The 24,694-nt window shown below is 62.7% G+C and carries 20 protein-coding genes; 9 read left to right on the top strand and 11 right to left on the bottom strand.

The annotated features are described in order from the left end of the window. Window positions 1-219 precede the first annotated feature (219 nt). A complete protein-coding gene (gene sppA / locus BN1120_RS01485) occupies window positions 220-2,064 on the top strand; it encodes a signal peptide peptidase SppA (protein ID WP_041215689.1) in 1,845 nt (614 codons plus the stop codon). A gap of 62 nt (window positions 2,065-2,126) precedes the next feature. Here sppA and BN1120_RS01480 read toward each other — a convergent pair whose 3' ends face one another. Both BN1120_RS01480 and BN1120_RS01475 read right to left on the bottom strand, forming a co-directional pair. Next, entirely contained in the window at window positions 2,127-2,684 is a 558-nt protein-coding gene (locus tag BN1120_RS01480; protein WP_010675420.1) for an NUDIX domain-containing protein, read from the bottom strand. Then, window positions 2,681-3,484, bottom strand: coding sequence for a DUF2989 domain-containing protein (locus BN1120_RS01475; protein ID WP_042014444.1), 804 nt, complete (start codon window positions 3,482-3,484; stop codon window positions 2,681-2,683). The genes BN1120_RS01480 and BN1120_RS01475 overlap by 4 nt, the downstream gene beginning before the upstream one ends. A gap of 211 nt (window positions 3,485-3,695) precedes the next feature. Between BN1120_RS01475 and BN1120_RS01470 the strand changes: the two genes are divergently transcribed. Together BN1120_RS01470 and BN1120_RS01465 are read left to right on the top strand one after the other, a co-directional pair. Further along, window positions 3,696-5,129 (top strand): glyceraldehyde-3-phosphate dehydrogenase, encoded by a 1,434-nt coding sequence (locus tag BN1120_RS01470; RefSeq protein WP_042014443.1) that lies wholly within the window; start codon window positions 3,696-3,698, stop codon window positions 5,127-5,129. Between the two features lie 60 nt (window positions 5,130-5,189). Next, the gene (locus BN1120_RS01465; RefSeq protein ID WP_042014442.1) at window positions 5,190-5,483 is read left to right on the top strand and encodes a YeaC family protein; all 294 of its coding nucleotides are present in this window, start codon (window positions 5,190-5,192) and stop codon (window positions 5,481-5,483) included. Between the two features lie 223 nt (window positions 5,484-5,706). Here BN1120_RS01465 and ansA read toward each other — a convergent pair whose 3' ends face one another. Then, window positions 5,707-6,714, bottom strand: coding sequence for an asparaginase (gene ansA / locus BN1120_RS01460; protein ID WP_010675424.1), 1,008 nt, complete (start codon window positions 6,712-6,714; stop codon window positions 5,707-5,709). A gap of 489 nt (window positions 6,715-7,203) precedes the next feature. Between ansA and gltS the strand changes: the two genes are divergently transcribed. Continuing rightward, on the top strand, window positions 7,204-8,403 hold the full coding sequence (gene gltS, locus BN1120_RS01455; protein WP_041215692.1) for a sodium/glutamate symporter: 1,200 nt from the start codon (window positions 7,204-7,206) through the stop codon (window positions 8,401-8,403). Between the two features lie 174 nt (window positions 8,404-8,577). Here gltS and BN1120_RS01450 read toward each other — a convergent pair whose 3' ends face one another. Then, window positions 8,578-10,449 carry a methyl-accepting chemotaxis protein gene (locus BN1120_RS01450; RefSeq protein ID WP_041215693.1) on the bottom strand — a complete coding sequence of 624 codons (1,872 nt, stop codon included), beginning with the start codon at window positions 10,447-10,449 and terminating at the stop codon, window positions 8,578-8,580. Window positions 10,450-10,701: 252 nt separating this feature from the next. On the opposite strand from BN1120_RS01450, the gene prfB reads away from it, so the two are divergent. Together prfB and lysS are read left to right on the top strand one after the other, a co-directional pair. Further along, window positions 10,702-11,800 (top strand): peptide chain release factor 2 gene (gene prfB / locus BN1120_RS01445; RefSeq protein WP_102948437.1). Its coding sequence is split into 2 segments (ribosomal slippage): window positions 10,702-10,776 and window positions 10,778-11,800, totalling 1,098 coding nucleotides; the frame shifts between segments, so codons are not numbered across the junction. 20 nt (window positions 11,801-11,820) lie between these two features. Then, window positions 11,821-13,356 carry a lysine--tRNA ligase gene (lysS, locus tag BN1120_RS01440; RefSeq protein WP_041215694.1) on the top strand — a complete coding sequence of 512 codons (1,536 nt, stop codon included), beginning with the start codon at window positions 11,821-11,823 and terminating at the stop codon, window positions 13,354-13,356. Between the two features lie 131 nt (window positions 13,357-13,487). Here the strand turns inward: lysS and BN1120_RS01435 are convergent, their stop codons facing one another. Beyond that, window positions 13,488-14,285 carry a PhzF family phenazine biosynthesis protein gene (locus BN1120_RS01435; protein WP_080767846.1) on the bottom strand — a complete coding sequence of 266 codons (798 nt, stop codon included), beginning with the start codon at window positions 14,283-14,285 and terminating at the stop codon, window positions 13,488-13,490. Window positions 14,286-14,483: 198 nt separating this feature from the next. Between BN1120_RS01435 and BN1120_RS01430 the strand changes: the two genes are divergently transcribed. Genes BN1120_RS01430 through BN1120_RS01420 form a run of 3 tightly spaced genes read left to right on the top strand, consistent with a single transcriptional unit; the run spans window position 14,484 to window position 18,779 of the window. Then, window positions 14,484-16,271, top strand: coding sequence for an assimilatory sulfite reductase (NADPH) flavoprotein subunit (locus tag BN1120_RS01430; protein ID WP_042014438.1), 1,788 nt, complete (start codon window positions 14,484-14,486; stop codon window positions 16,269-16,271). Beyond that, on the top strand, window positions 16,271-17,983 hold the full coding sequence (cysI, locus tag BN1120_RS01425) for an assimilatory sulfite reductase (NADPH) hemoprotein subunit (RefSeq protein ID WP_042014437.1): 1,713 nt from the start codon (window positions 16,271-16,273) through the stop codon (window positions 17,981-17,983). Before BN1120_RS01430 ends, cysI begins: the two co-directional genes overlap by 1 nt. After that, on the top strand, window positions 17,973-18,779 hold the full coding sequence (locus BN1120_RS01420; protein ID WP_010675432.1) for a phosphoadenylyl-sulfate reductase: 807 nt from the start codon (window positions 17,973-17,975) through the stop codon (window positions 18,777-18,779). Before cysI ends, BN1120_RS01420 begins: the two co-directional genes overlap by 11 nt. Before the next feature lie 97 nt (window positions 18,780-18,876). On the opposite strand, the gene proX is transcribed toward BN1120_RS01420, so the two are convergent. The 6 genes from proX to BN1120_RS01390 form a co-directional block, all read right to left on the bottom strand. Further along, entirely contained in the window at window positions 18,877-19,878 is a 1,002-nt protein-coding gene (gene proX, locus BN1120_RS01415; protein ID WP_042014435.1) for a glycine betaine/L-proline ABC transporter substrate-binding protein ProX, read from the bottom strand. After that, a complete protein-coding gene (proW, locus tag BN1120_RS01410; RefSeq protein ID WP_042014434.1) occupies window positions 19,875-21,023 on the bottom strand; it encodes a glycine betaine/L-proline ABC transporter permease ProW in 1,149 nt (382 codons plus the stop codon). Before proW ends, proX begins: the two co-directional genes overlap by 4 nt. Next, window positions 21,020-22,216, bottom strand: a complete 1,197-nt coding sequence (gene proV, locus BN1120_RS01405; protein ID WP_042014433.1) for a glycine betaine/L-proline ABC transporter ATP-binding protein ProV — start codon at window positions 22,214-22,216, stop codon at window positions 21,020-21,022. Before proV ends, proW begins: the two co-directional genes overlap by 4 nt. A gap of 472 nt (window positions 22,217-22,688) precedes the next feature. Continuing rightward, window positions 22,689-23,180: a type 3 dihydrofolate reductase gene (folA, locus tag BN1120_RS01400; RefSeq protein ID WP_042014430.1), complete on the bottom strand. Its 492-nt coding sequence runs from the start codon at window positions 23,178-23,180 to the stop codon at window positions 22,689-22,691. Between the two features lie 23 nt (window positions 23,181-23,203). Next, window positions 23,204-23,671 carry a threonine/serine exporter family protein gene (locus BN1120_RS01395; RefSeq protein ID WP_010675437.1) on the bottom strand — a complete coding sequence of 156 codons (468 nt, stop codon included), beginning with the start codon at window positions 23,669-23,671 and terminating at the stop codon, window positions 23,204-23,206. A gap of 118 nt (window positions 23,672-23,789) precedes the next feature. Then, window positions 23,790-24,587, bottom strand: coding sequence for a threonine/serine exporter family protein (locus BN1120_RS01390; RefSeq protein ID WP_042014428.1), 798 nt, complete (start codon window positions 24,585-24,587; stop codon window positions 23,790-23,792). Between the last annotated feature and the right edge of the window lie 107 nt (window positions 24,588-24,694).

Below are 24,694 nucleotides of genomic sequence, written 5' to 3'. Positions count from 1 at the left end.
GCCGGCTCATCGGGCCTTTCAGTTAATTTTTTGTTATCAAACTGGAGCTAGAGTAAAGAATCGAAAACTCTTTTTCAAACAAATGTTTGGACATTTTTTCAGCGAACAGCCGTGTTCCGAAGTGGCGGGGGGCAGTCGACTCAAGGGGAAATGGCAATTGGCTGCGCAACTGGTTAATAATGGCTGCTCTCAACCCATTAACAGGGCGACAACGCAGCTATGTCTATTTTCAAAGGTCTGGGATGGCTCTTTCGCAGCCTCTGGCGCCTGCTCAACTTTACCCGCTTGATGCTGGTCAACCTGCTGTTTCTTCTCGTCGTGCTGGTCATCGTCTTCAGCGTCAGCCAGAGCGAGACCCCAAGCACCCCCATCGAGGGGGCGCTCACCCTCAATCTCTCCGGTGTGCTGGTAGAACAGCGCACCCAGACCGATCCCACGGTGCAACTGCTCAGGCAGATGGACAAGGGGGACGAGCAGCCAAGCGAAATCGTCCTCTCCGATCTGTTGTGGGCCATCAAGAGTGCGGGGAATGACGATCGCATCAAGGCGCTGGTGATCAAGCCCCAGGGTCTGCAAGGGGCCAGCCTCTCCAAACTGCAGGAAGTGACGGCCGCCATCGACGCCTTCAAGGAGAGCGGCAAGCCGGTCATCGCCATGGCGGACTACTACAGCCAGGGGGCCTATCTGCTCGCCGCCCACGCCGACCACGTGCTGCTCAACCAGAGTGGTGCCGTGCTGATCGAGGGGCTGGGTGTCTACCAGACCTACTTCAAGTCGGCACTGGAGAAGCTCAATATCACCCCACACGTCTTCAAGGTCGGCACCTACAAGTCCTTCGTCGAGCCCTACACCCGGGACGAGATGTCCCCCGAGAGCAAGGAGGCGAACCAGCGCTGGCTGGATCAGCTGTGGCAATCCTATGTGGCCGACGTGGCGGAGCAGCGGGAGATCGAGCCTGATGCCGTGGCACCGAACAAGGATCACTTCCTCGAACTGCTGCGCAAGGCCGGTGGCAATGCGGCCAGCTACGCCCTCGACAACGGTCTGGTGGATCAGCTCGCCACCCGCGACGAGATGACCCAGGCGGTGATCAAGGAAGTGGGCGAGGCCGATGATCACGGCTGGAAGGGCGTGGGCCTGAAAGAGTATCTGGCCGCCATCCCGGAACAGTACCCCCAGAGCGGCAAGGATGAGGTTGGCCTCATCACCGCCAGCGGCGCCATCATGGATGGCGTCCAGCCTGCCGGCACCATCGGTGGCGACAGCCTTGCCGATCTGCTGGCCGAGGCCCGCCGTGACGATCAGGTGAAAGCCGTGGTACTGCGAGTGGACAGCCCCGGCGGCAGCGCCTTCGCCGCCGAGCAGATCCGCGCCGAATTGCTGGCCCTGAAACAGGCGGGCAAGCCGGTGGTCATCTCCATGGGCAGCTACGCCGCCTCCGGTGGCTACTGGATCTCCGCCGATGCGGACAAGATCTTCGCCTCCCCCACCACCCTCACCGGCTCCATCGGGGTGTTCGGCATGTTCGCCACCATCGACAAGGCGCTCTCCCAGTACGGGGTACACACCGACGGCGTCGGCACCACCGACTTCGTGGGGGTCGGGCTGACCCGTGCCCTGCCGGATCACGTGGGTGAAGCCATTCAACTGAGCGTGGAAGACACCTATCAGCGCTTTGTCGGCCTGGTGGGCAAGGGCCGGGGCCTTAGCCCGGAAGAGGCGGAAAAAGCCGCCGAAGGCCGGGTCTGGACCGGGCAGGATGCCAAGGCACTGGGGCTGGTGGACGAGTTCGGCAATCTGGATGACGCCCTCAAGGCGGCTGCCGATCTCGCCAACCTCAAGAGCTGGCAGGTCACCCCCATCGCACCGGAAGAGTCGGCCAGGGACAAGTTCCTGCGCGAGCTGTTTGACAGCAGCGCCCAGGCGCTGGCCCCGCACCTGCAAAGCTGGCTGCCCACCGGGCTTGGCAAGGCGCTGCTGGAGATGAACCGCACTCTGGACCCGCTGACCCGCTTCAACGATCCCCAGGGCACCTACGCCTTCTGCCCGGTCTGTCTCCCCTGACGCCGGGGACAGCCATAAAAAAACCGCCGACAGGCGGTTTTTTTATGGGGCAAGCGGCCTTGTCAGGTCAGCAAGCCGGACGCTTGCCAGCGGTGCAACTCTGCCAGCACCCGGGTCTCTCGCGCCGTCCACTGGGGACAGGGACCCGCCAGCTGGGTCTTGTTGGTCTGCAGGGCCTCGGCCAGGGGGAACCAGCCCGGCGTGAAGCCGAGGCGGATCTCGTAGGGCTGGGGACGCGGCGCACTCCAGTCCTCCCCGACCCGGCAGAGGTAATAGGACGATCGGATGCAGTAGGCATCGTAATCCGGCTCGCGCGCGGCACGATACTCCCGGGTCTCTCCCAGCAGGGGGCCCACGGCCACCAGCTCGGCGCCACACTCTTCCCGCAGCTCCCGGGCCAGGGCCGCATCGTGTGCCTCCCCGTGCTCGATGCCGCCACCGGGGAACATGAGATCCCCGTTGACGCGGGAGTGCACCAGCAGCAGTCGATCACCACGCATCACCACGGCCCTCACCGTGGCCCGTTCAAGCACCCTGTCCTCGCCGCGGATCTGGCCGTGGACGAGGCGGATATCGAAGGGATGGGCCCACTCCCGGACCTCTGTCAGGGTCGGATTCATGGTGTGCGGTAGCTCCCCTGCCTGAGTGCATCGACGATGGTGGCCGCCTGGTCGTCCAGCGTCTCCTGCTCCTCCTTGCCGATGGCATGGTAAATGCCGAGCCGGGTGGCGGAGACCTCGGGGCTCTCCTGGAATGACTCGCTCACCTTGCCCCACAGATAGGCCTGATCAAATCGCTTCTGCCCCATGTAGAGGGTGCTGAGGGCGGTGAGGATCCGGCTGTTGACCTTGTCCCCCTCCCGATAGAGGGAGAGCGCATGGTGCATCAGCCTGATGGCCTTCTCGGGCTCGCTCTTGGCATAAATGCCGCCGAGCGCCAGTTGCAGCTCGGGCTCCTCGAGGCTCGGCGTCCCCTCCTGCGCGAGGAAGCTGGCGCGGGCCTCGGGACTGGTGTTGTTGGTCCAGTGCCAGAGCAGCAGGTAGGGATCCTGGGAACCCCGGGTCTGCGCATCCAGTTGCTCCAGTTGACGGCCGGCGGCCAGCATCCCTTCCACTCTGGGGCTCTTCTGCTCCCTGGCCCGCTTGTACTCGATGTTGGTGGAGTGCTCGGCGCACTGCAGATAACGCTCCAGGCCGCGCATCAGATCGTACTTGCGCCTGTCCGTCCCCTCTTCCTGGAGATAGTAACGACCGCGAATGACGTCGCTGCGCTCATAGCGACACCAGCCGTCGTCCACCAGGTCCGCGCACAGGGCGGGATATTGGGAGCAGATGTTGTGGATCCTGTCGTCGTCGCAGGCCGTCAACGTCAGGCAACAAGCGAGGGAAAGCAGTAACGGACGCTGTGAGAATAGGGTCATGGTTCACATCTGGTTGATAACAATCGCAACCCGCACCGGCCACCGCCAACTAGCAAACAGGCTACATATCCATTACAATGCGCGCGCCGTATAAGGCCGCGATTGCAGAATAATATAACGAAACCATCAGCCCTACACTGATCTGCCTTCGACGAATTTCAATTTGCCCAGGCAACTTGCTTCAACAACGTGAAATAAAAGGATCTGGTTAATGACCCACGAGCACTACTTGCAGGCGTGGCAGGAGAGCCAGGAGCTCGCCGAAGCCATGCAACCCTTGATAGGTCGCCTCTACCGACAGCAAGGGATAGAGATCACCCTCTACGGACGCCCCCTGCAAAACGCCTCCACCATCGATATCCTCAAGGCCCACCGGGTCGTTCGCCGCCACCAGGGCACCCCGCTGCCCATCCAGCAAAGCTTCCCTCTCCTGCGCACCATCGTCGCCCTGAACCCCACCGCCGCCGAAGTCGATCTCGGCAAACTGGCCGTGGGCTACTGGCAGGATCATGAGGATGAAGCCGGCATCGAGGACTATCTGCGTGCCAAGCTGGCACCGGCACTGAACCGCAGTGCCGTGCCCGCCCCGACCGACGTGGTGCTCTACGGCTTCGGTCGCATCGGCCGCCTGCTGGCCCGTCTGCTCATCGAGCGCACCGGCGCCGCCAACTCCCTGCGCCTGCGCGCCATCGTGGTGCGCGGCGGTCGCGACGGGGATCTGGAGAAGCGTGCCAGCCTGCTGCGCCGCGATTCGGTGCACGGCCCCTTCAACGGCTCCATCGAGGTGGATGCTGAACGCAGTGCCATCATCGCCAACGGCACCTTCATCCAGGTGATCTACGCCAACAGCCCGGCCGACATCGACTACACCGCCTACGGCATCGACAATGCGCTGATCGTCGACAACACCGGCGTCTGGCGTGACGAGGCGGGCCTGTCCGAGCACCTCAAGGCCCGCGGCGCCGCCCGGGTGCTGCTGACCGCCCCCGGCAAGGGGGAGATGAAGAACGTGGTGTTCGGGGTCAACCACGAGGTGATAGGTCCGGATGACAAGATAGTCTCCGCCGCCTCTTGCACCACCAACGCCATCACCCCGGTGCTCAAGGTGATGCAGGACAAGTACGGCATCCGCCACGGCCACGTGGAGACAGTCCACTCCTATACCAACGATCAGAACCTCATCGACAACTATCACAAAGGCGAGCGCCGCGGTCGCAGCGCAGCCCTCAACATGGTAATGACCAGCACCGGCGCCGCCAAGGCGGTGGCCAAGGCGCTGCCGGAGCTCAAGGGCAAGTTGACCGGCAACGCCATCCGGGTGCCCACACCCAACGTGTCCCTGGCCATCATCAACCTGTCGCTGGAGCAGACCACCGATCGGGAGAGCCTCAACGCCTATCTGCAGCAGATGGCACTGAGCTCGGCCCTGCATCGCCAGATCGACTTCAGTGCCAGCACCGAGCTGGTCTCCTCCGACATGGTGGGCTCCCGTTTTGCGGGCATCGTCGACTCCCAGGCCACCATCGCCGAGGGGGATCACTGCGTGCTCTACGTGTGGTATGACAACGAGTTCGGGTACAGTTGTCAGGTAGTACGGGTGATGGAGCAGATGGCTGGCGTAGTCCGCCAGGATCTGCCGGTATAGTCCGACAGGATCTGCCCGCCTGAACCCGTGTTCATGGCTCAATTTTCAAGGAGAGGCCGGATGTCGTCTCAGCAAGTGACGTTTCAACAAGCGATAGCGCAGATGCCCAAAGAGGTGTACGAGCGGCTCAAGACTGCGGTCGAGCTCGGCAAATGGCCGGATGGCAAGCCCCTCACCGAGGAGCAGAAGGCCACTTCCCTGCAGGCCGTGATGGCCTGGCAGGCGATGCACCTTGAGAACCCCGAGCACATGAACATCGGCCGTGACGGCGAAATCGTGATGAAGAGCAAGAGCGAGCTCAAGCGTCAGTATCGCGACGAGGAAGAGATAGTGCGGGTCGATCTCAACCACTGAGTCTGAGCCACCCGCCACAACGAAAGAGGGGAGCCAATATGGCTCCCCTCTCTTTTTCCTGACATATCCCCTCATCCCCGGCCCTTCTCCCACCAGGGGAGAAGGGAGCTGGCACTCCCCTGCGAGCAGTCAGCGGGCCACCTGCCGGCGATCTTCATGGCAAACCTCGCCACCTCGATCTACCCCCTCTCCCGCTGTGAGAGGGTTAGGGTGAGAGGGAAAGTCAGGGGGTCAACTCCCCGCGCAGGGACTGCTGCATCAGCTCGCGGATGCGTGGCGCCGGCAGATCCTGGCTCAGCAGGAAGTGCAGCTTGGTGAGCGCAGCCTCGGCGGTCATGTCAAAGCCCGAGATCACTCCCGCACGGGAGAGGGCGTTGCCGGTGGCATAGCCCCCCATGTTGACCTTGCCGTGCAGGCACTGGCTCAGGTTGACGATGATGACGCCCCGGGCAGATGCCTCGGAGAGCAGCGCCAGCATGGCCGGGTTCTGGGGCGCATTGCCCACCCCGAAGGAGAGCAGGATCAGCGCACGCACCGGCTGTTGCAGGATGTTCGCTATCACCTCCGCCGAGATCCCCGGATAGAGGGTCACCACCCCGATGGGCTGGGGGGTGATGTCGTGCAGCACCAGGGGGCGATCGCACGGCACGCCCAGCTCACCTGCCTCCAGGGAGATGGCGATACCGGCATTGAGCAGGGGCGGGTAGTTGGGCGAGTCGAAGGCGTGGAAGCCGTCGGCATGCACCTTCTTGCTGCGGTTGCCGCGATAGAGCTGGTTGTTGAAGAAGAGCGTCACCTCGTGGATCGGGTAGTTGGCCGCGATATAGAGGGCGTTGAGCAGGTTCTGCTGACCGTCCGAGCGCAGCTCGGCCAGGGGGATCTGGGAGCCGGTGATGATGACCGGCTTGTGCAGATCTTCGAGCATGAAGGAGAGCGCAGACGCGGTGAACGACATGGTGTCGGTGCCGTGCAGAATGACGAAACCGTCGTACTTGTCGTAGTTGCCCTTGATATCCTCGGCGATGCGCTGCCAGTCTGCTGGCGTCATGTCGGAAGAGTCGATGAGGGGGGCATATTCGTGAATATGGTAATCGGGCATTTCCGGTCGATGGAACTCGGGCATCCGTGCCAGACAGTCCTCCATGAAGCCCGCCATCGGTACATAACCGTGGTCGGAACGCTGCATCCCTATGGTGCCGCCTGTGTAGGCAATGTAGATGGACTTCTTCACACCCTCTCCTCTCTCTGGACTGGAAACCGGCAAATCAAACAGGGCTCAACCGATACAGCCCCCGTCCTTCAGATGGTGCGGGCGGGCTCAATATCGGTCATCCGCAGACCTCTTGAGGGTCTGTGTCCTCCCGTGGGGGCGGAACCGGGCGAATTATAAAGAGTGCCGCTGCAAATGACAGCCGCAGCAGCATTGTTGCGATCCGGAGCACACTCGGCGAGACAGTTTTAAATGCCATGTTAACACCATGTTTTAATCATTAATGTGACATATGTGGATGTACTTGGTGTTTTTTGCTAGTATCCGGCGGATTTTTCACAAATCTCATCTGGACGCCCGACGAACACGGGCTCGTGTCGACCCCCTCTTTTGCAGAGGGACGGGGCTGCGGCCCCTCTGTCACTGGCGCGTTCGCCACTCTGTTTCATCCCGGCTGGATCCGTGAGTCTTTCTCGCCAAAGACACAGCCGATCAACATGGGAGCACTGAATGCTACAACTTGATGCCTACGCCACCCTGGTCGCCGCGACCCTGGTGCTGCTGCTTGGCCGCCTGCTGGTCAACAAGATAGGACCCCTGCGCACTTTCAACATCCCCAAACCCGTGGCCGGTGGCCTGGTGGTTGCCCTGGTGCTGCTGGTGCTGCGTTCCACCCTGCAGATCGAACTGCAATTTGATACCAGCCTGCAGACGGCCCTGATGCTGACCTTCTTCGCCTCCATCGGCCTCTCCGCCGATCTGGGCAGCCTCAAGCGCGGCGGCAAGGCGGTGGCCACCTTCCTGCTGGTGGTCACCGGCCTGCTGCTGGTGCAGAACACCCTGGGGGTGGGTCTGGCCACCCTGCTGGGGCTGGATCCCCACATGGGGCTGCTGGCCGGCTCCATCACCCTCTCCGGCGGCCACGGCACCGGGGCGGCCTGGGGCTCCATCTTCACCGAGAAGTACGGCGTGCAATCCGCCGCCGAGCTGGCGATTGCCTGTGCCACCTTCGGCCTGGTGCTGGGGGGCCTCATCGGCGGCCCGGTCGCCCGTTATCTGGTGAAGAAGGTGCAGGTGCCCGGTGAGGAGCACAACCGTGACGGCGCCCCCCAGGGCTTCGAAATGCCGGACATGGAGCGCCCGCTCACCACCTTCAGCCTGATCGAGACTCTGGCACTCATCGCCATCAGCCTGAAAGGGGGCGAAATGCTGGCCCTCTATCTCAAGGGCGGCGTCTTCGAGTTGCCGATCTTCGTCTGCGTGCTCTTTGTCGGCGTGCTGCTGCGCAACCTGCTCACCCTGCTCAACTGGCACGAAGTGAGCGACCGCGAGGTCTCCCTGCTCGGCAACGTCAGCCTGTCGCTCTTCCTCGCCATGGCGCTGATGAGCCTCAAGCTGTGGGAGCTGGCAAGCCTGGCCCTGCCCATCTTCATCCTGCTGGCCGTGCAGACGGTAGCGATGGCGCTCTACGCCATCTTCGTCACCTTCCGGGTCATGGGGCGCAACTATGATGCGGCCGTGCTGGCGGCGGGTCACTGCGGCTTCGGCCTCGGCGCCACCCCCACGGCCATTGCCAACATGCAGGCCATTACCCAGCGCTTCGGCCCCTCCCACCTGGCCTTCCTGGTGGTGCCCATGGTCGGTGCCTTCTTCATCGACATCATCAACGCCGTGGTGATCAAGCTGTTCCTGGCCCTGCCCTTCCTGTGATCCCGGACGCAGGCCCCGTATGACAGAGCCCACCTTGCGGTGGGCTCTTTGCTTGCTGGTCCCTGGACGCTGCCCCGAGCCCCACCAAGGGGCCGACGGCAGGCAACAAAAAGCCCCGCACCAAGGTGCGGGGCTTTTTACTGACGCCACGGTAGGACTGCGGCCTGACCTTCCTTACAAAATAAAGGTCGACACCTGCTGGTTCAGATTGGTGGCTCGCCCCTTGAGGTTGTGCGCCTGATCCAGGTCGCGCATGGCGGAAGCGGTGATCTCGTCGCTCACATCCTTGATGGCGGTGGTGTTCTGGGTGATTTCACCGGTCACCTGGGTCTGCTCCTCGGCGGCGGTGGCGATCTGGCCCGCCATGTCGGAGATGAGGCTGACGGCCTGGGTTATCTCCTCCAGGGCCGCAGCGGCAGCGTCGGCATCCTTCACGCTGTTGTCTGCCAACCCCTGGCTGGTCTGCATCAGGCTCACCGCGCGGGCCGTGGTCTGTTGCAGGGTTTCGATGGTGGACTGGATCTCCTGGGTGGAATCCTGGGTACGGCGCGACAGCACCCGCACCTCGTCCGCCACCACGGCGAAACCGCGACCCTGTTCGCCGGCACGGGCCGCTTCAATGGCCGCGTTCAGCGCCAGCAGGTTGGTCTGCTCGGCGATGCCCTGGATGGTGGAGAGGATGCCGGAGATGGCCTGGGCGTGACGGCTCAGCTCACCGATGACGCCGGTCGCCTGCCCCACTTCCTCGGCCAGGTTGTTGATGGACTGGCGAGTCTGGTTCACCAGGATCTTGCCCTGTTCACTGCTCTGGGCGGATTGCTGGGCGGCGGCAGCGGTGTTCTCGGCGTTGCCCGCGATCTCCATGGTGGCACTCGCCATCTCGGTGACGGCGGTGGCGACCATGGTCACCTCCTGTTGCTGGCGCTGCAGCTCTTCCACCGCGGCCTGGTTGGTCACCAGACTGCGTTCGGCATCGGCGTTCAGCTCGTTGGCAAGCTGACGGATGTTGGCGATGAGCTGATGCTGGCTGCCCACGAAGCGGTTGAAGCTGCCGGCGAGCTGGCCCACTTCGTCATTGGCGTCGATCTTGATACGCTGGGTCAGATCGCCGTTACCGTCGGCGATGCGGGCCAGGGCCTGGGACACCTTGGTGAGGGGACCGAGCAGCAGGCTGACCAGCCAGGAGATGGCGAGGATGCTGCCCACCAGCACCAGCAGGGCCAGGCCGAGCTGGGTCATCAGCAGGGAGGAGAGCGGCGCCTCCAGGGTGCTCTTGTCCAGTACCAGCACCAGCTCCCAGTCGGTGTCCGGAATGTCCGTCGCCCACAGCAGCTTGTCACGCCCCTCGTTGTCGAAGAAAGCAGGCACCAGGCTGTTGCTCGCCTTGCTCTGCTCGATCAGGGCATTGGTCAGATCGTTGTCGATCTCGCTGGCTGGCTTCATCGCCTTGGCCGCATCCTTGTAGGCGATGACGGTGCCATCCTTGTGCATCAGGATGGCGAAGCCGTCCGCAGGCAGCTTCATCTTGGTGATGTCATCCACCAGGGAGGCAATGGAGAGATCCCCCCCCACCACGCCGCCCTGGGCAGGCTGGGCCAGGGTCACCACCAGAATGTTGTAGGCCACGTCGAGGTAGGGTTTGGTGACGATCATGCCGCCCTTGGCCATGGCTTCCTGATACCAGCCACGGGAGCGGGGATCGTAACCGTCGCGGTTGATGGAGGGGTCGGAGTCGTTCATCTTGCCACTGCCCTCACCAAAATAGGTGAGCTGGAAACGGCCGGACACCTGGGCCTGTTGCAGGGCGTTGAGGGGCTCGGCACCGGCCTTGTTGCCAAGGGCCTGGATGACGTCACGACGGGCGGCAAGCCAGTCGCTGACGCTGGCGGCCTGCTGGCTGCCAAGGCGCTGCACCTGTTCCTGACTGCCTTGCAGCAGCATGGACTTCTGGCTGGTGTAGCTCTGCCAGGAGAGCAGCAGGATCACCAGTGACAAGGCGATGACCACAGACAACAGTATCTTCTGCTTGAGTGATAGGTTTTTCATCGTGTTTTCTTCTTGTGGGGGTCGGGAACAGGATCAATCGGGAGTGCGTGGCACTGTGTGTTGTTAGCGGCCAATCTGCGTAAAACTAAAGCGGAGAATGGCGTGAGTGACGATATTTTACGCGGAAATTTTAAAAATGCTGCGGAAAATTGGAGCAGGAAAAAGAGCGGGGCCAGCCAACCCTGTTTATTCCTTCTGCAATTGGCTAGAATATCCCGTTTTTAAATCACATCGACCCCGAGAGTTTTCACGATGTTTGAAGTCAATCCTGTATTAAACAAGCTTAAGGAGCTGTCTGAGAGGACCGAGCTGCTTAGGGGGTACCTTTGACTATGACGCCAAGAAAGAGCGTCTAGAAGAGGTCAATGCCGAGCTGGAACAGCCGGATGTCTGGAACGAACCCGAGCGCGCACAGGCGCTGGGCAAGGAGCGCGTCTCCCTGGAGAACGTCGTCAGCACCATCGATACCCTGACCCAGGGCGTCGATGACGTCGAGATGCTGGTCAGCCTGGCCGTCGAAGGCGAAGACGAAGAGACCTTCAACGAAGCCGTGGTCGAAGCGGACGAGCTGGAGGCCAAGCTGGTGGATCTCGAGTTCCGTCGCATGTTCTCCGGTCAGCACGACGGTTCCGACTGCTACATCGACATCCAGTCCGGTTCCGGTGGCACCGAGGCCCAGGACTGGGCCAACATGGTGCTGCGCATGTACCTGCGCTGGGGCGATGCCCACGGCTACAAGCCCGAGCTCATCGAATGCTCCGAGGGCGACGTGGCCGGCATCAAGTCCGCCACCATCAAGTTCACCGGCGAGTATGCCTTCGGCTGGCTGCGCACCGAGACCGGCGTGCACCGTCTGGTACGCAAGTCGCCGTTCGATTCCGGCGGCCGTCGCCACACCTCGTTCTGCTCCGTGTTCGTCTACCCCGAGATCGATGATGACATCGAGATCGAGATCAACCCGGCTGATCTTCGCATCGACGTCTACCGCGCCTCCGGTGCCGGTGGTCAGCACGTCAACCGGACCGAGTCCGCGGTGCGTATCACCCACGTGCCGACCGGCGTGGTGGTGCAGTGCCAGAACGACCGTTCCCAGCACAAGAACAAAGATCAGTGTATGAAGCAGTTGAAGGCCAAGCTCTACGAGCTGGAAATTCAAAAGCAGAACGCTGAGAAGCAAGCCCTCGAAGAGACCAAGTCCGACATCGGCTGGGGCAGCCAGATCCGCTCCTACGTACTGGATGATTCCCGTATCAAGGATCTGCGCACCGGCGTCGAAACCCGCAATACCCAATCGGTACTCGACGGCGACTTGGACAAGTTTATCGAAGCCAGCCTGAAATCAGGCCTGTAAACAGAGCAGCAGGAATCACCATGTCTGAACAAACCACCACCCCGGAAGTCGACCAGACTCTCGAACTGAACAACGAGATGCTTGAGCGTCGCTCCAAGCTGGCCGCCTTGCGCGCCCAGGGCAATCCTTTCCCCAACGACTTCCGTCGTGACAGCCTCTCCGGCGATCTGCATGCCGAATTCGGCGACAAGAGCAATGACGAGCTGGTCGCCCTGGGTAAACAGGTGAAGATTGCCGGTCGCATCATGACCCGCCGGATCATGGGCAAGGCATCTTTCGCGACCCTGCAGGACATGGCTGGCAAGATCCAGATCTACGTGACCCGTGACGATCTGCCGGAAGGCTTCTACAACGAGCAGTTCAAGAAGTGGGATCTGGGTGACATCGTCGGTGTCGAGGGTACCCTGTTCCGCACCAACGCCGGTGAGCTCTCCGTACACGTCTCCACCATCCGCCTGCTGACCAAGGCCCTGCGCCCGCTGCCCGAGAAGCACAAGGGTCTGACCGACCAGGAAGCCCGCTGCCGCCAGCGTTACCTGGACCTGATCGCCAACGAAGAGTCTCGCAAGACCTTCGTGACCCGCACCAAAGTGGTGGCAGGCATTCGCAAGTTCCTGAATGACAAGCGCTTCATGGAAGTGGAAACCCCCATGATGCAAGTCATCCCGGGTGGCGCCTCCGCACGTCCCTTCATCACCCACCACAATGCGCTGGACATCGACATGTACCTGCGTATCGCTCCGGAACTCTATCTGAAGCGTCTGGTGGTCGGTGGTTTCGAGCGTGTCTACGAGATCAACCGCAACTTCCGCAACGAAGGTATCTCCGTTCGCCATAACCCCGAGTTCACCATGCTCGAGTTCTATATGGCCTACGCCGACTACATCGACCTGATGGACCTGACCGAAGAGATGCTGCGCACCCTGGCACAGGACATCCTGGGCGACACCAAGATCCGTTACGCCAAAGAGGGCGAAGAGGGCCTGACCATCGATTTCGGTCAGCCGTTCCAGCGCCTCTCCATGGTCGACTCCATCCTGAAGTACAACCCGGGTGTGACCCGTGACGATCTGGCCACTCTTGAGAAGGCCACCGCCGTCGCCAAGGGTCTGAAGATCGAGCTGATGAAGAGCTGGGAGCTGGGCCACGTGATCACCGCGATCTTCGAAGAGACCGTGGAACACATGCTGCTGCAACCGACCTTCATCACCGAGTACCCGGCTGCCGTCTCCCCGCTGGCCCGTCGCAACGACCAGAACCCGGACGTCACCGACCGCTTCGAGTTCTTCATCGGCGGTCGCGAGCTGGCCAACGGCTTCTCCGAGCTGAACGATGCGGAAGATCAGGCCGAGCGCTTCCAGGCCCAGGTTGACCAGAAAGCCGCAGGGGACGACGAAGCCATGTTCTACGACGCCGACTTCGTCACCGCGCTGGAACACGGTCTGCCGCCGACCGCCGGTCAGGGTATCGGTATCGACCGTCTGGTGATGCTGTTCACCAACAGCCACACCATCCGCGACGTCATCCTGTTCCCAGCTCTGCGTCCACAAAAGTAAGCGCCGCAGAAACAGGGCCGTAGCAAAACGCTGCCGTCCATGGCAATCAAAACGCCCCGCAATTGCGGGGCGTTTTTTATGACGGACACAACCGGTGGCGAACCTTCAATACGCCACCAACTTGCCGCTTATCAGGCCGGCGGCAGCAGCCACTCCCCCTGCCACAGGGTCAGTGCCCGGCCCGCCATCAGCACCCGCCCCTCCTGCAATTCCAGCCTGAGATCCCCACCCCGGGCCGAGATCTGGCGGGCCCGCAATTGCCGTTTGCCGAGCCGATCGGCCCAGAAGGGCACCAGGGCGCAGTGGTTGGAGCCGGTCACCGGATCCTCGTCCACTCCTACCCAGGGGGCGAAGTAGCGGGAGACGAAGTCGTCCTCCTTCCGGCTCGATGGCGCCGTCACCATGATCCCCCGGCCCGGCAGCGCCCGCAGGGCGTGAAAATCGGGGGTAAGCGCGCGGACCGCCTCCTCGCTGGCGAGCTCAAGCAGGAACTTGGCCCCGACCGCCAGGGTTTGCAGCGGCTGGCAGCCGAGGGCTGCCCCATAGGCAGGATCCAGCTCAAGAGGAGCCAGAGAGATACGCGGGAAGTCGAGCCAGATCCACTCCCCTTCCCGCCGGGCAACCAACTCGCCGCTGCGGGTCGCGAAGCGGATGGGCTGATCTTCGGCCACCGCCCCCGTCTGCCACAGCACATGGGCCGCCGCCAGGGTGCCATGGCCGCACAAGTCCACCTCCACTTGCGGGGTGAACCAGCGCAACCCGTAATGCTCCTCCCCCAGTTGGGTCAGAAAGGCGCTCTCAGAGAGGTTGAACTCCGCTGCCATGGCCTGCAGCTCGGCGTCGGGCCGCGCTTCCCCCAGCACCACCACGGCGGGGTTGCCTCCGAAGGGGTGATGGCTGAAGGCGTTGACATGAAAGAAACGGGACATGGTTGCTCCTTGGGGCATGAGAGATCCCCGGGACAGGGGGCTCGGCAAGGCCATTTTTATATCACGGGCGCCCCGGGGCTGAGATGGATTTTGGCTTTATAAATTCATAAATCGCATAAAGAAGATATTTTTATTCTTTGTTGTTATTCATTACACCCCTTACCCTGACCAAAAATCAGACCATGGAAGACATGTGTGATGCCATTGACAGCCCCCATCCTGAGCCCGCTCTCTGACGAACAGCAGCGCCAGCTCAACCAAGTTCTCACCACCCTCAATACCCAGCAACTGGCCTGGGTCAGCGGTTATCTCTACGGCCTCTCCCAGGCGGGCGTCCAGCCCGTGGCGAGCGCAGGCGCAGAAGCCGCGGCTCCCGGCGGCAGCCTGACCATTCTCTACGGCTCCCAGACCGGGAATGCCAAGGGCGTGGCCAGCGCCATCAAGGCCCAGGCCGAGGCCCGCGGCCTGCCGGTGACCCTCACCTCCATGGCGGACTACAAACCCAAGCAGCTCAAGAAAGAGAGCCACCTGCTGGTGGTAGTGAGCACTTACGGGGAGGGGGAGCCCCCCGAGAGCGCCGTCGATCTGTTCGAGCAGCTCAAAAAGGGCAAGGTCGGCAAGCTGGAAGGGCTCAAGTTTGCCGTGCTGGGGCTGGGTGACAGCTCCTATGAGTTCTTCTGCCAGACCGGCAAGGATTTCGATGGTTTCCTCGCCAAAGCGGGGGCCGAGCGCATCCATGAGCTAGCTAGCCTCGATGTGGATTATCAGGATGCCGCCAAGGCCTGGGGCGAGCAGGCCGTTGCGGCGGTCGCCGCCACCCTCTCTGCCGGCGCCGCGACCGCCAGCGTGGCGGGCTCGGTGCAGGCCGCCGTCGGCCACAGCCAGTACAACAAGGAGAACCCCTTCCCCGCCAGACTCTCGGTGAACCAGAAGATCACCGGCCGCGACTCCACCAAGGACATCCGCCACATCGAGATCAACCTGGAAGAGTCCGGCATCACCTACCAGCCGGGGGATGCGCTCGGCATCTGGTTCGACAACGACGCCGATCTCGTGGGGGAAGTGCTGGCCCTGACCGGTCTGACCGGTGATGAGGCCACCCCCCATGGCAGCCTGCGCGAGGCGCTGACCCGTCACTACGAGCTGACCCGGTTGCACGGGGGCCTGATCACTGGCCTCGCCGAGATCACGGACAACGCGGCGCTCAAAGATCTGGCCGGTGACAAGGCCCAGGTCAACGCCCTGGTGGCCAGCGCACAGGTGGTGGACGTACTGAAACGCTTCCCGGCTTCCTTGAGTGCCGATCAACTGATCGCACTGCTGCGCCCCCTCACCCCCCGCCTCTACTCCATCGCCTCCGCCCAGAGCGAGGTGGAAGAAGAGGTGCACCTGACCGTCGGCGTGGTGCGCTACCCCCAAGAAGATGGCACAGTGCGAAGCGGCGGCGCCTCCTCCTATCTGGCGGACCGTCTGCCGGAAGATGCCGAGGTCCGGGTGTTCGTGGAGCACAACGACAACTTCCGCCTGCCCGCCAATCCCGACACCCCCGTCATCATGGTGGGCCCGGGCACCGGCATTGCCCCGTTCCGCGCTTTCCTGCAGGAGCGGGAAGCACAGGGGGCAGAGGGCAAGAACTGGCTCTTCTTCGGCAACCCCCACTTCACCCAGGACTTCCTCTATCAGGTGGAGTGGCAGCGTTATGTGAAATCGGGCCTGCTGTCCAAGATCTCCCTGGCCTTCAGCCGGGATCAGGCCAACAAGATTTATGTGCAGGACCGCCTGCGCGAGGCAGGGCTTGAGCTCTACCAGTGGCTGGAAGCAGGCGCTCACTTCTATGTGTGTGGCGACGCCAACCACATGGCGAAGGATGTGCAGGAAGCCCTGCTGGAAGTGATTGCGGAACACGGCCACAAGAGCCGTGAGGAAGCAGAAGAGTATCTGAGCGAATTGCGTCGTGCCAAACGTTATCAAAGGGATGTCTATTGATGAGCAAACAACTTATTCCGGGACCGGTCGAAGGGCCGCTGGCTGACAACGAACGCCTCAAGCGCGAGAGCAACTTCCTGCGCGGCACCATCGCCGAAGATCTGCAGGACCCGCTCACCGGCGGCTTCAACGGCGACAACTTCCAGCTGATCCGCTTCCACGGCATGTATCAGCAGGATGACCGCGACATCCGCCCGGAGCGCGCCGCCCAGAAGCTGGAGCCCCTGCACAACGTCATGCTGCGCGCCCGCCTACCCGGCGGCATCATCACCCCGGCCCAGTGGCAGGTGATCGACAAGTTCGCCGAAGAACACAGCATGTACGGCAGCATCCGCCTGACCACCCGCCAGACCTTCCAGTTCCACGGGGTACTGAAGCGCGACATCAAGCTGATGCACCAGACCCTCAACAGCACAGGTATCGACTCCATCGCCACCGCGGGGGACGTGAACCGCAACGTACTCTGCACCAGCAACCCGGTGGAGTCCGAGTTGCACCAGGAGGCCTACGAGTGGGCCAAGAAGATCTCCGAGCACCTGCTGCCCAAGACCCGCGCCTACGTGGAGATCTGGCTGGATGGCGAGAAGCTGGGGGGTGACGAGGAGCCGATCCTGGGCTCCAACTACCTGCCGCGCAAATTCAAGACAACCGTGGTCATCCCGCCCCACAACGATGTGGACATCCACGCCAACGATCTCAACTTCGTGGCCATTGCCGATCACGGCAAGCTGGTGGGCTTCAACGTGCTGGTGGGGGGCGGTCTGGCCATGACCCACGGCGACACCACCACCTACCCGCGCAAGGCGAGCGACTTTGGCTTCATTCCGCTCTCCCACGTGCTGGAGGTGGCGGCCGCCGTGGTCAGCACCCAGCGCGACTGGGGCAACCGGGTCAACCGCAAGAACGCCAAGACCAAGTACACCCTTGAACGGGTGGGGGTCGAGGCCTTCAAGGCCGAGGTGGAGAACCGCGCCGGCATCCAGTTCGGGCCGGTTCACCCCTATGAATTCACCAGCCGTGGCGATCGCTTCGGCTGGGTGGAGGGGATCGACGGCAAGCACCACCTGACCCTGTTTATCGAGAACGGCCGCCTGCTGGACTTCCCGGGCAAGCCCCTCAAGACCGGCATGCTGGAGATCGCCAAGGTGCATCAGGGGGACTTCCGCCTCACCGCCAACCAGAACCTCATCATCGCGGGCGTGCCTGCCGGCGAGAAGGCACGCATCGAAGCCCTGGCGCGCCAGTACGGTCTGCTGGATGACGGCGTGAGCGAGCAGCGCAAGCAGTCCATGGCCTGTGTGGCCCTGCCCACCTGCCCCCTGGCGATGGCCGAGGCCGAGCGCATGCTGCCTGCCTTCGTCACCGACATCGAGGGGCTGCTGGCCAAGCACGGCCTGGCGGATGACGCCATCATCTTCCGGGTCACCGGCTGCCCCAACGGCTGCGGCCGCGCCATGCTGGCGGAAGTGGGTCTGGTGGGCAAGGCGCCGGGTCGCTACAACCTGCACCTGGGGGGCAACCTCGAGGGGACCCGCATCCCGCGCCTGCACCTGGAGAACATCACCGAGCCGCAGATCCTGGCCGAACTGGACGCCCTGATCGGCCGCTGGGCGAGCGAGCGCAACCTGAACGAGTGCTTCGGCGATTTTGTCATTCGCGCCGGGATCATCGCCCCGGTTATCGACTCCGCGAGGGACTTCTATGCAGCCTGAACAGACTGATACAGCCCGGCTGGCGCGCACCGCCGACGGCCGGCTCGACCTCGACGCCCTGCTGGCCCTGGGCCGGGAGGAGCAGGTCGAGGCGCTGGCCCCCCTCAACCGGGAGCTGGACGCCATGAGCGCCCCCGAGCGGGTGCGCTGGGCCCTGGCCAACCTGCCGGGGGAGCATGTGCTGTCGTCGAGTTTCGGCATCCAGGCGGCGCTCATGCTGCACCTGGTGAGCCGCGAGCGGGCCGACGTGCCCGTGGTGCTGACCGACACCGGGTACCTCTTCCCCGAGACCTACCGTTTCATCGACGAACTGACCGAGCGTCTCGCGCTCAACCTCAAGATCTACCGGGCCGAACTCAGCCCAGCCTGGCAGGAGGCCCGCTTCGGCCTCCTGTGGGAGCAGGGGGTGGAGGGGATCACCCGCTACAACCAGCTCAACAAGGTGGAGCCCATGGACCGCGCCCTGAACGAGCTGGGTGCCCGCACCTGGTTCTCGGGCCTGCGCCGTGAGCAGTCCGGCAGCCGGGGCAAGCTGCCGGTGCTGGCCATCCAGCGCGGTCGCTTCAAGTTCCTGCCGGTGATCGACTGGAGCAACAAGGACGTCTTCTACTATTTCAAGGAGTTCGACCTGCCCTACCACCCGCTGTGGGAGCAGGGTTACCTCTCGGTCGGCGACGTGCACACCACCGCCAAGTGGGAGCCCGGCATGAGCGAGGAGCAGACCCGCTTCTTCGGCCTCAAGCGCGAGTGCGGCCTGCATGAGGAAGGTGGCGAGAGCGACGGCTCCGGCATCTGATCCCCCGGCCCGGCCATGTGCTGCGCCCGCCCACAAAAAACGCCCGGCAACTGCCGGGCGTTTTTCTTTGCGCAAAAGGGTGATGTAACGCCCTTCATTACATGGCGGCAGCGCGCGCCTGATTCAGCCAGTCGTTCACCAGTGCCTCGTGGCCCTTGAGCCAGGCGTCGGCATGACGCTCCACGTCCGCCGGCTTGTTCTGCCCCTTGTTCATCAGGCCGTTCTGCACGTTGATGTCATTGAGCGGCAGCTTGACGATGGAGAAGAGCTTGGCGGCGGCCGGATTGGCCTCGGCAAACCGCTTGTTGACAACGATGTGCATGGTGTTCACCGCAAAGCCGTAGTTCTTGCCGTTCGGCAAGCGGGTCTTGGCCGCATCCGGGGCGTCGGCGGGGACTTCCAGCCACACCACATCCTTGCCCGGCACCAGTTCGCTGCTGAGCCAGTAGGGGGTCCAGGTGTAATAGAGCACCGGCTTGCCGGCCTGGTAGCGAGCCAGGGTATCGGCGATCAGCGCCGCGTAGTTGCCCTGCTTGTGGGCCACCGTGGGGGTCAGACCAAAGGCGTCGAGGTGATGGTTGATCGCCCCCTCGCAGCCCCAGCCGGGGTTGCAACCGATGAGGTCGGCCTTGCCGTCGCCATCCCCGTCAAACAGCGCCGCCACCTCGGGATCCTTGAGCTGGCCCAGGTTGGTGATGCCGTATTGGGTCGCGGTCTTCTTGTCGATGAGGTACCCCTGGGCGGCACCGGCCACATAGGTGCCCTCACGGAAGAACACCTTGTCGCCTCCCGCCTGCTCGTACTTGTTGTCCTGCAGCGGCACCCAGTTGAACGCGAGGAAGGTGCCGTCTCCCTGGGCCACCGAGGCATAAGCCACGTTGTAGTCCACCTCCTGGGCGGGCTGGACATCGTAACCCAGACGCGCCATCAGCTTGCTCACCAGCAGGCTCTGGAAGGCCTCTTCCGGCAAGGAGCTCTGCAGGGGCTGAACGCGAACCCCCTCCCCCGGCAACTCGGTGCTGGCCATGGCGAGCGGGCTCAGCAGTTGGGTACTCAGCAGCAATGTGCCCAGGGTCAATCCTTTGGTGATCGGTCTCATGCGTTTACTCCTTTGTAATCGATTTTCTTGTCACGGCCGGCCAGGCGCAGCAGCAGGGCGGCGGGGCCGTGCTGATACCAGCGGCCGGTACGGGTGCGATCCGGTTGCCCCATCGCCTGGGTGAGGCGGTCGAGCACGATGGCCAGCAGCACGATGCCGAGGCCGCCGATGGAGGCGAGCCCCATGTCGAGCCGGCCGATGCCGCGCAGCACCATCTGGCCGAGGCCTCCCACCGCGATCATGGAGGCGATCACCACCATGGAGAGCGCCAGCATCAGGGTCTGGTTGACCCCGGCCATGATGGTGGGCATGGCGAGCGGCAGCTGAACCTTGAACAGCAACTGGGAGGGGCTGGCACCGAACGAGTGGGCCGCCTCCACCAGATCCGTGGGCACCTGGCGAATACCCAGCATGGTGAGCCGGATCATGGGCGGCAGGGCGAAGATGACGGTCACCACCACCCCGGGCACGTTGCCGATGCCAAACAGCATCACGATGGGGATGAGGTAGACGAATGCCGGGGTGGTCTGCATGGCATCCAGCAGCGGCCGGGTCCAGGTGGAGAGCCGCTCGCTGCGGGCCAGCAGGATGCCGGTGGGCAACCCCAGCAGCACACAGAAGAACAGCGAGGTCAGCACCAGGGACAGGGTCACCATGGCATCGGACCAGGCCCCGATGAGCCCGATCCCCACAAGAGATACGAGCGTGCCGAGCGCCATGCGGCCGTTCACCAGTTGCCAGGCAAGCAGGGCCAGGAGCCCCATCATCAGGGTGGAGGGCACCGTCTGCAGCAGATGGGTCATGGCGTTCAGGGTCAGCTCCACCGGTGCGCGGATCAGCTGGAACAGCGGCCGCAGGTTCTCCACCAGCCAGCCGATGCCCCCTTCCACCCAGGTATCCAGCGGCACCAGCGCCTGCTGGAAAGGATCCAGCCAGTCGATGGCGGTTGTGGTGTCGGCGGCTTCGATCTGGTTCTGCCAGTCGGTGGCCTGGGTGTCGGTACTGCCCCAGGGATCGGACACCTCGGTGGACGCAGGCGCGCTCCAGGGGTCTGCCGCCACCTCATCGGCCCGCAGGGAAGGGCTCGCCAGCAGCACCAGGGCCAGCAGCCCGCTCAGCAAGAAATGGGGATTCATCAGCTTCATGCCGGAGTACTCCTGTCCAGGGTATTGAGCAGATTGGCCTTGGAGATGAGGCCGAGGTAAGTGCCATCCTCCTCGACCACGGGCACCTGACAGGGGGCTGCCGCCACCTGGCTGATCAGTTCATTGAGGGCGGTGTCCGCCAGGATGGGCTGGATGTCCGCCAGCAACGCCTGCTCCAGGCTGCCTTTGGCCCTTACCGCCTGACCGAGCGACTCCACCGAGACGACCCCGAGGAAGCGGCGGCTGCGATCCACCACGTAGCCGAACTCCCGCTCAAGCTCCTTGAGCTGGCGCAGGGCGTTGCCCGGCCCGTCGGTGGTGTGTTTCTTGATAAGGGGCACCTGCTTGCGGCTGGCCACGTCGCGGGCGCTGAACACATGGGCCAGATCCACCCCGCGAAAGAAGGCGCGCACATAGTCGTTGGCGGGCTGGTTCAGGATCTCGTCCGGGGTGCCCACTTGCACCAGCTGGCCATCCTGCATGATGGCGATGCGATCGCCGATGCGCATCGCCTCGTCCAGATCGTGGGAGATGAAGACGATGGTGCGCTGCTGGCTGGCCTGCAGCTTGAGCAGCTCATCCTGCATTTCGGTGCGGATCAGGGGATCCAGCGCGGAGAAAGCTTCGTCCATCAGCAGGATGTCGGGGTCATTGGCAAGGGCCCGGGCCAGCCCGACCCGCTGCTTCATGCCGCCGGAGAGGGCATCCGGATAAGCCTCTATCCACTGTCCCAGCCCCACCTGATGGAGCGCCTGACGGGCGCTCTGCTGGCGCTCCGCCAGCGGTACACCGGCCAGCTCCAGCCCGAAGGCGGTATTTTCCAGCACACTCAGGTGCGGCATCAGGGCGAAAGACTGGAATACCATGCTGATCTTCTTGCGACGCACCTGGCGCAGCTCGCGCTCCGAGATGCCGGCGATGTCCTCGCCATCGATCAGCACCTGGCCGCGGGTCGGCTCGATCAGCCGGTTGAAGAGACGCACCAGGGTGGACTTGCCCGAACCGGAGAGGCCCATCACCACGAAGATCTCCCCTTCGTTGATGACCAAATTGACATCCTGGACCCCCAGGGTCTGTCCGGTCTTTTTCAGGATACTGGCGCGATCATGCCCTTTCGCCAGCAATTTGAACGCTTTATCCGGCTGATCGCCGAAGATTTTGTAGAGGGATTTGACCTCGAGTTTGACTGTCATATTGTCCTTTTTCTTGGCCGACGCCTTGCCTGGCAAACCGTCGAACGTGAGCCAATTACTTTTAACACTAAGCAATTTCACGCCCAAGCAAAAGAACCAATTGAAGCCAACCTGGAAGGTTTAAATTTAAGTCATTGATTTTTATTGGTTATTTTTATTCATAAAAATCCATTAAATCACGATAGAAACGCCTATAACAGACAGAACCGCTACAGCAGCGATGCACTTGCAGCACATTTCATTAATGATTAAAAGGCGTTAGCAGCAGGCGAAAAGAGAGGGTGGGGAGGACGGCCCCCATCGGAGCGACAAATGGTTATTTAATTACATTTCTAATCATTTTAATGTCACGCATTCCGGATATTGCTTCAGGCACCTTCAGCCATGCCGGTTCAGCCCCCTTCTCTTTGCAGTAACAGGGCACAAAAAAGCCCCCGGCTGTCGCAAGGGGCTCTTCATGGCATCAGAGGGCTCAGCGCCGCTGCCAGGTCTCGAAACAGTAGGGGTGGGGATTCTTCTCGTCAGGCTGATGGGACTCGCGCTCGATGCACGACCAATCGTTCTCATCGAAGGCCGGGAAGCGGGTATCCCCCTCCACCGCCAGATCGATGCGGGTCAGATAGAGCCTCTCGGCCCGTGGCAGCAGCTGGCCGTAGAGATGCCCCCCCCCGATCACCATCAGCTCGGCCACATCGCTGCCCGCCAGCAGCGCCAGCGCCGCCTCCACCGAGTCGATGACCTCCACGCCGTCGGCCCGGTAGTCGGGATTGCGGCTGATCACCAGATTGCGACGGCCTGGCAGCGGTCGTCCGATGGATTCAAAGGTCTTGCGCCCCATCAGCACCGGCTTGCCCAGGGTGACCCGCTTGAAGTGGGCCAGATCCGCCGGCAGATGCCAGGGCATCTGGTTGTCCAGGCCGATCACCCTGTCCTGGGCCATGGCGGCAATCATGGAAATCATCATGGGGTCAACCTCTCGCACCGTCGTCAGATAATGGGGCGGTTACGGTACACGACCAGAGAGGGGATCGCCAAACCGAAACTCAGGGCCCCCACGATAAACAGCGCCTTGAGGCCGTTCTCCACCGCGCTCTGAAGCAGCTCCATGGTCACCCCGGAGATATTGAGCTCCACGATGGCGATCATGGTCTTGAACGCATAGCTGCCCGGGATCATGGGGATGATGGAGGCAACGCTGAACACCGGGCGCGGTGCCAGCAGGCGGCGCGACCAGTAGACACAGACAAAGCCGACCGTGGTCGCCGCTGCCAGGGTGGCCCACTCGATGGGCATGCCGTAGTGGATGAGCAGGGTACGCAGGCTATGGGCCAAGGCGCCCCCCATGGCGCAATATTTGAGCATCCGTGGCGGCACGTTGAACAGCATGGCAAAGCCCACCGCCGGAATGGCCGACCAGAAGGCATCCTTGGCCAGCAGCCAGAGCAGTTCCATCATACCTTCCACCCCCAGATACCGGTCACCGACATGGCGAGAATGATCCCGATATGGTTCCGCGCGCTGATGGATAGCCGGTTTGCCCCGATCAACAGGGTCGATACAACGTCAAAGATCTTCATACTTTCCACCCCCAGATACCCGTCACCGACATGGCGAGAATGATCCCTATGGCTGCGCTGATGGTCAGCAGTGTCGCCGTGCCCCAGCGGGCCAGCCCCATGTTGAAGTAACCCTTCACCATGTCGGAGACCGCATTGATGAGCGGGAACCCCGGCACCAGCAGCAACACGCTGGCGGCCATGGCGAGATAGGGTTGTTCGCCCCAGCCGAAGAAGGTGGCGCTGGAGGCGAGCAGGGTGGCGATAAACCCGGTGGCGGCAAAGTTGATGAGGGGGCTGTGGTGATGGCGGGCAATGAGCTGGCGCACCCGCATGGCGACCGAGGCCGAGCAGCAGGTCACCAGGAAGATGGGCCAGTCACCGCCAAACAGCAGGCTGAAGGCACCGCAGGAGAGCCCCACCATGGGCACCACCAGCCAGGGGTGATAGTGGAACGGCGTGATGGCCTCGAGGCGCTGACGTACCTCGCGCGCGCCGATAAGCGACTTTTCCGTCATGATGCAGATGCGCTGGATCTCGCACACCACCTGCATGTTGATGCCGTGCTCCCGCACCCGGCGGGTGGTGGTGACGCAACTGCCCTGATAGAGACTGGTGAGGACGATGGCGCTGGAAGAGATGGCCATCTCGACGCTCTCCAGCCCGAGCGCCATCCCCAGGCGGACCGTGGTCTGCTCTATGATGCGGCTCTCCGCCCCAAACTGGGCCAGCATCTGGCCCGCCTTGACGATGATCCGGGTGATCTCCGTCTGCTGCTCTCGCGACAGCACCCTTCCTGGTGTGATGCTTCTCATGATCCCTTTGAGTCATAGCAAGATGAAATGTGTCTGGATATTACCCCAAAATAAATACACCTTCATCCATCTCTATCGGACTGCGGGCACTGGTCACTATTATTCAG

The organism is Aeromonas caviae (genome assembly GCF_000819785.1).
GTDB lineage: Bacteria > Pseudomonadota > Gammaproteobacteria > Enterobacterales > Aeromonadaceae > Aeromonas > Aeromonas caviae.
The sequence above is the reverse complement of the archived record's forward strand: the minus strand, read 5'-3'. Positions and strand labels throughout refer to the sequence as shown.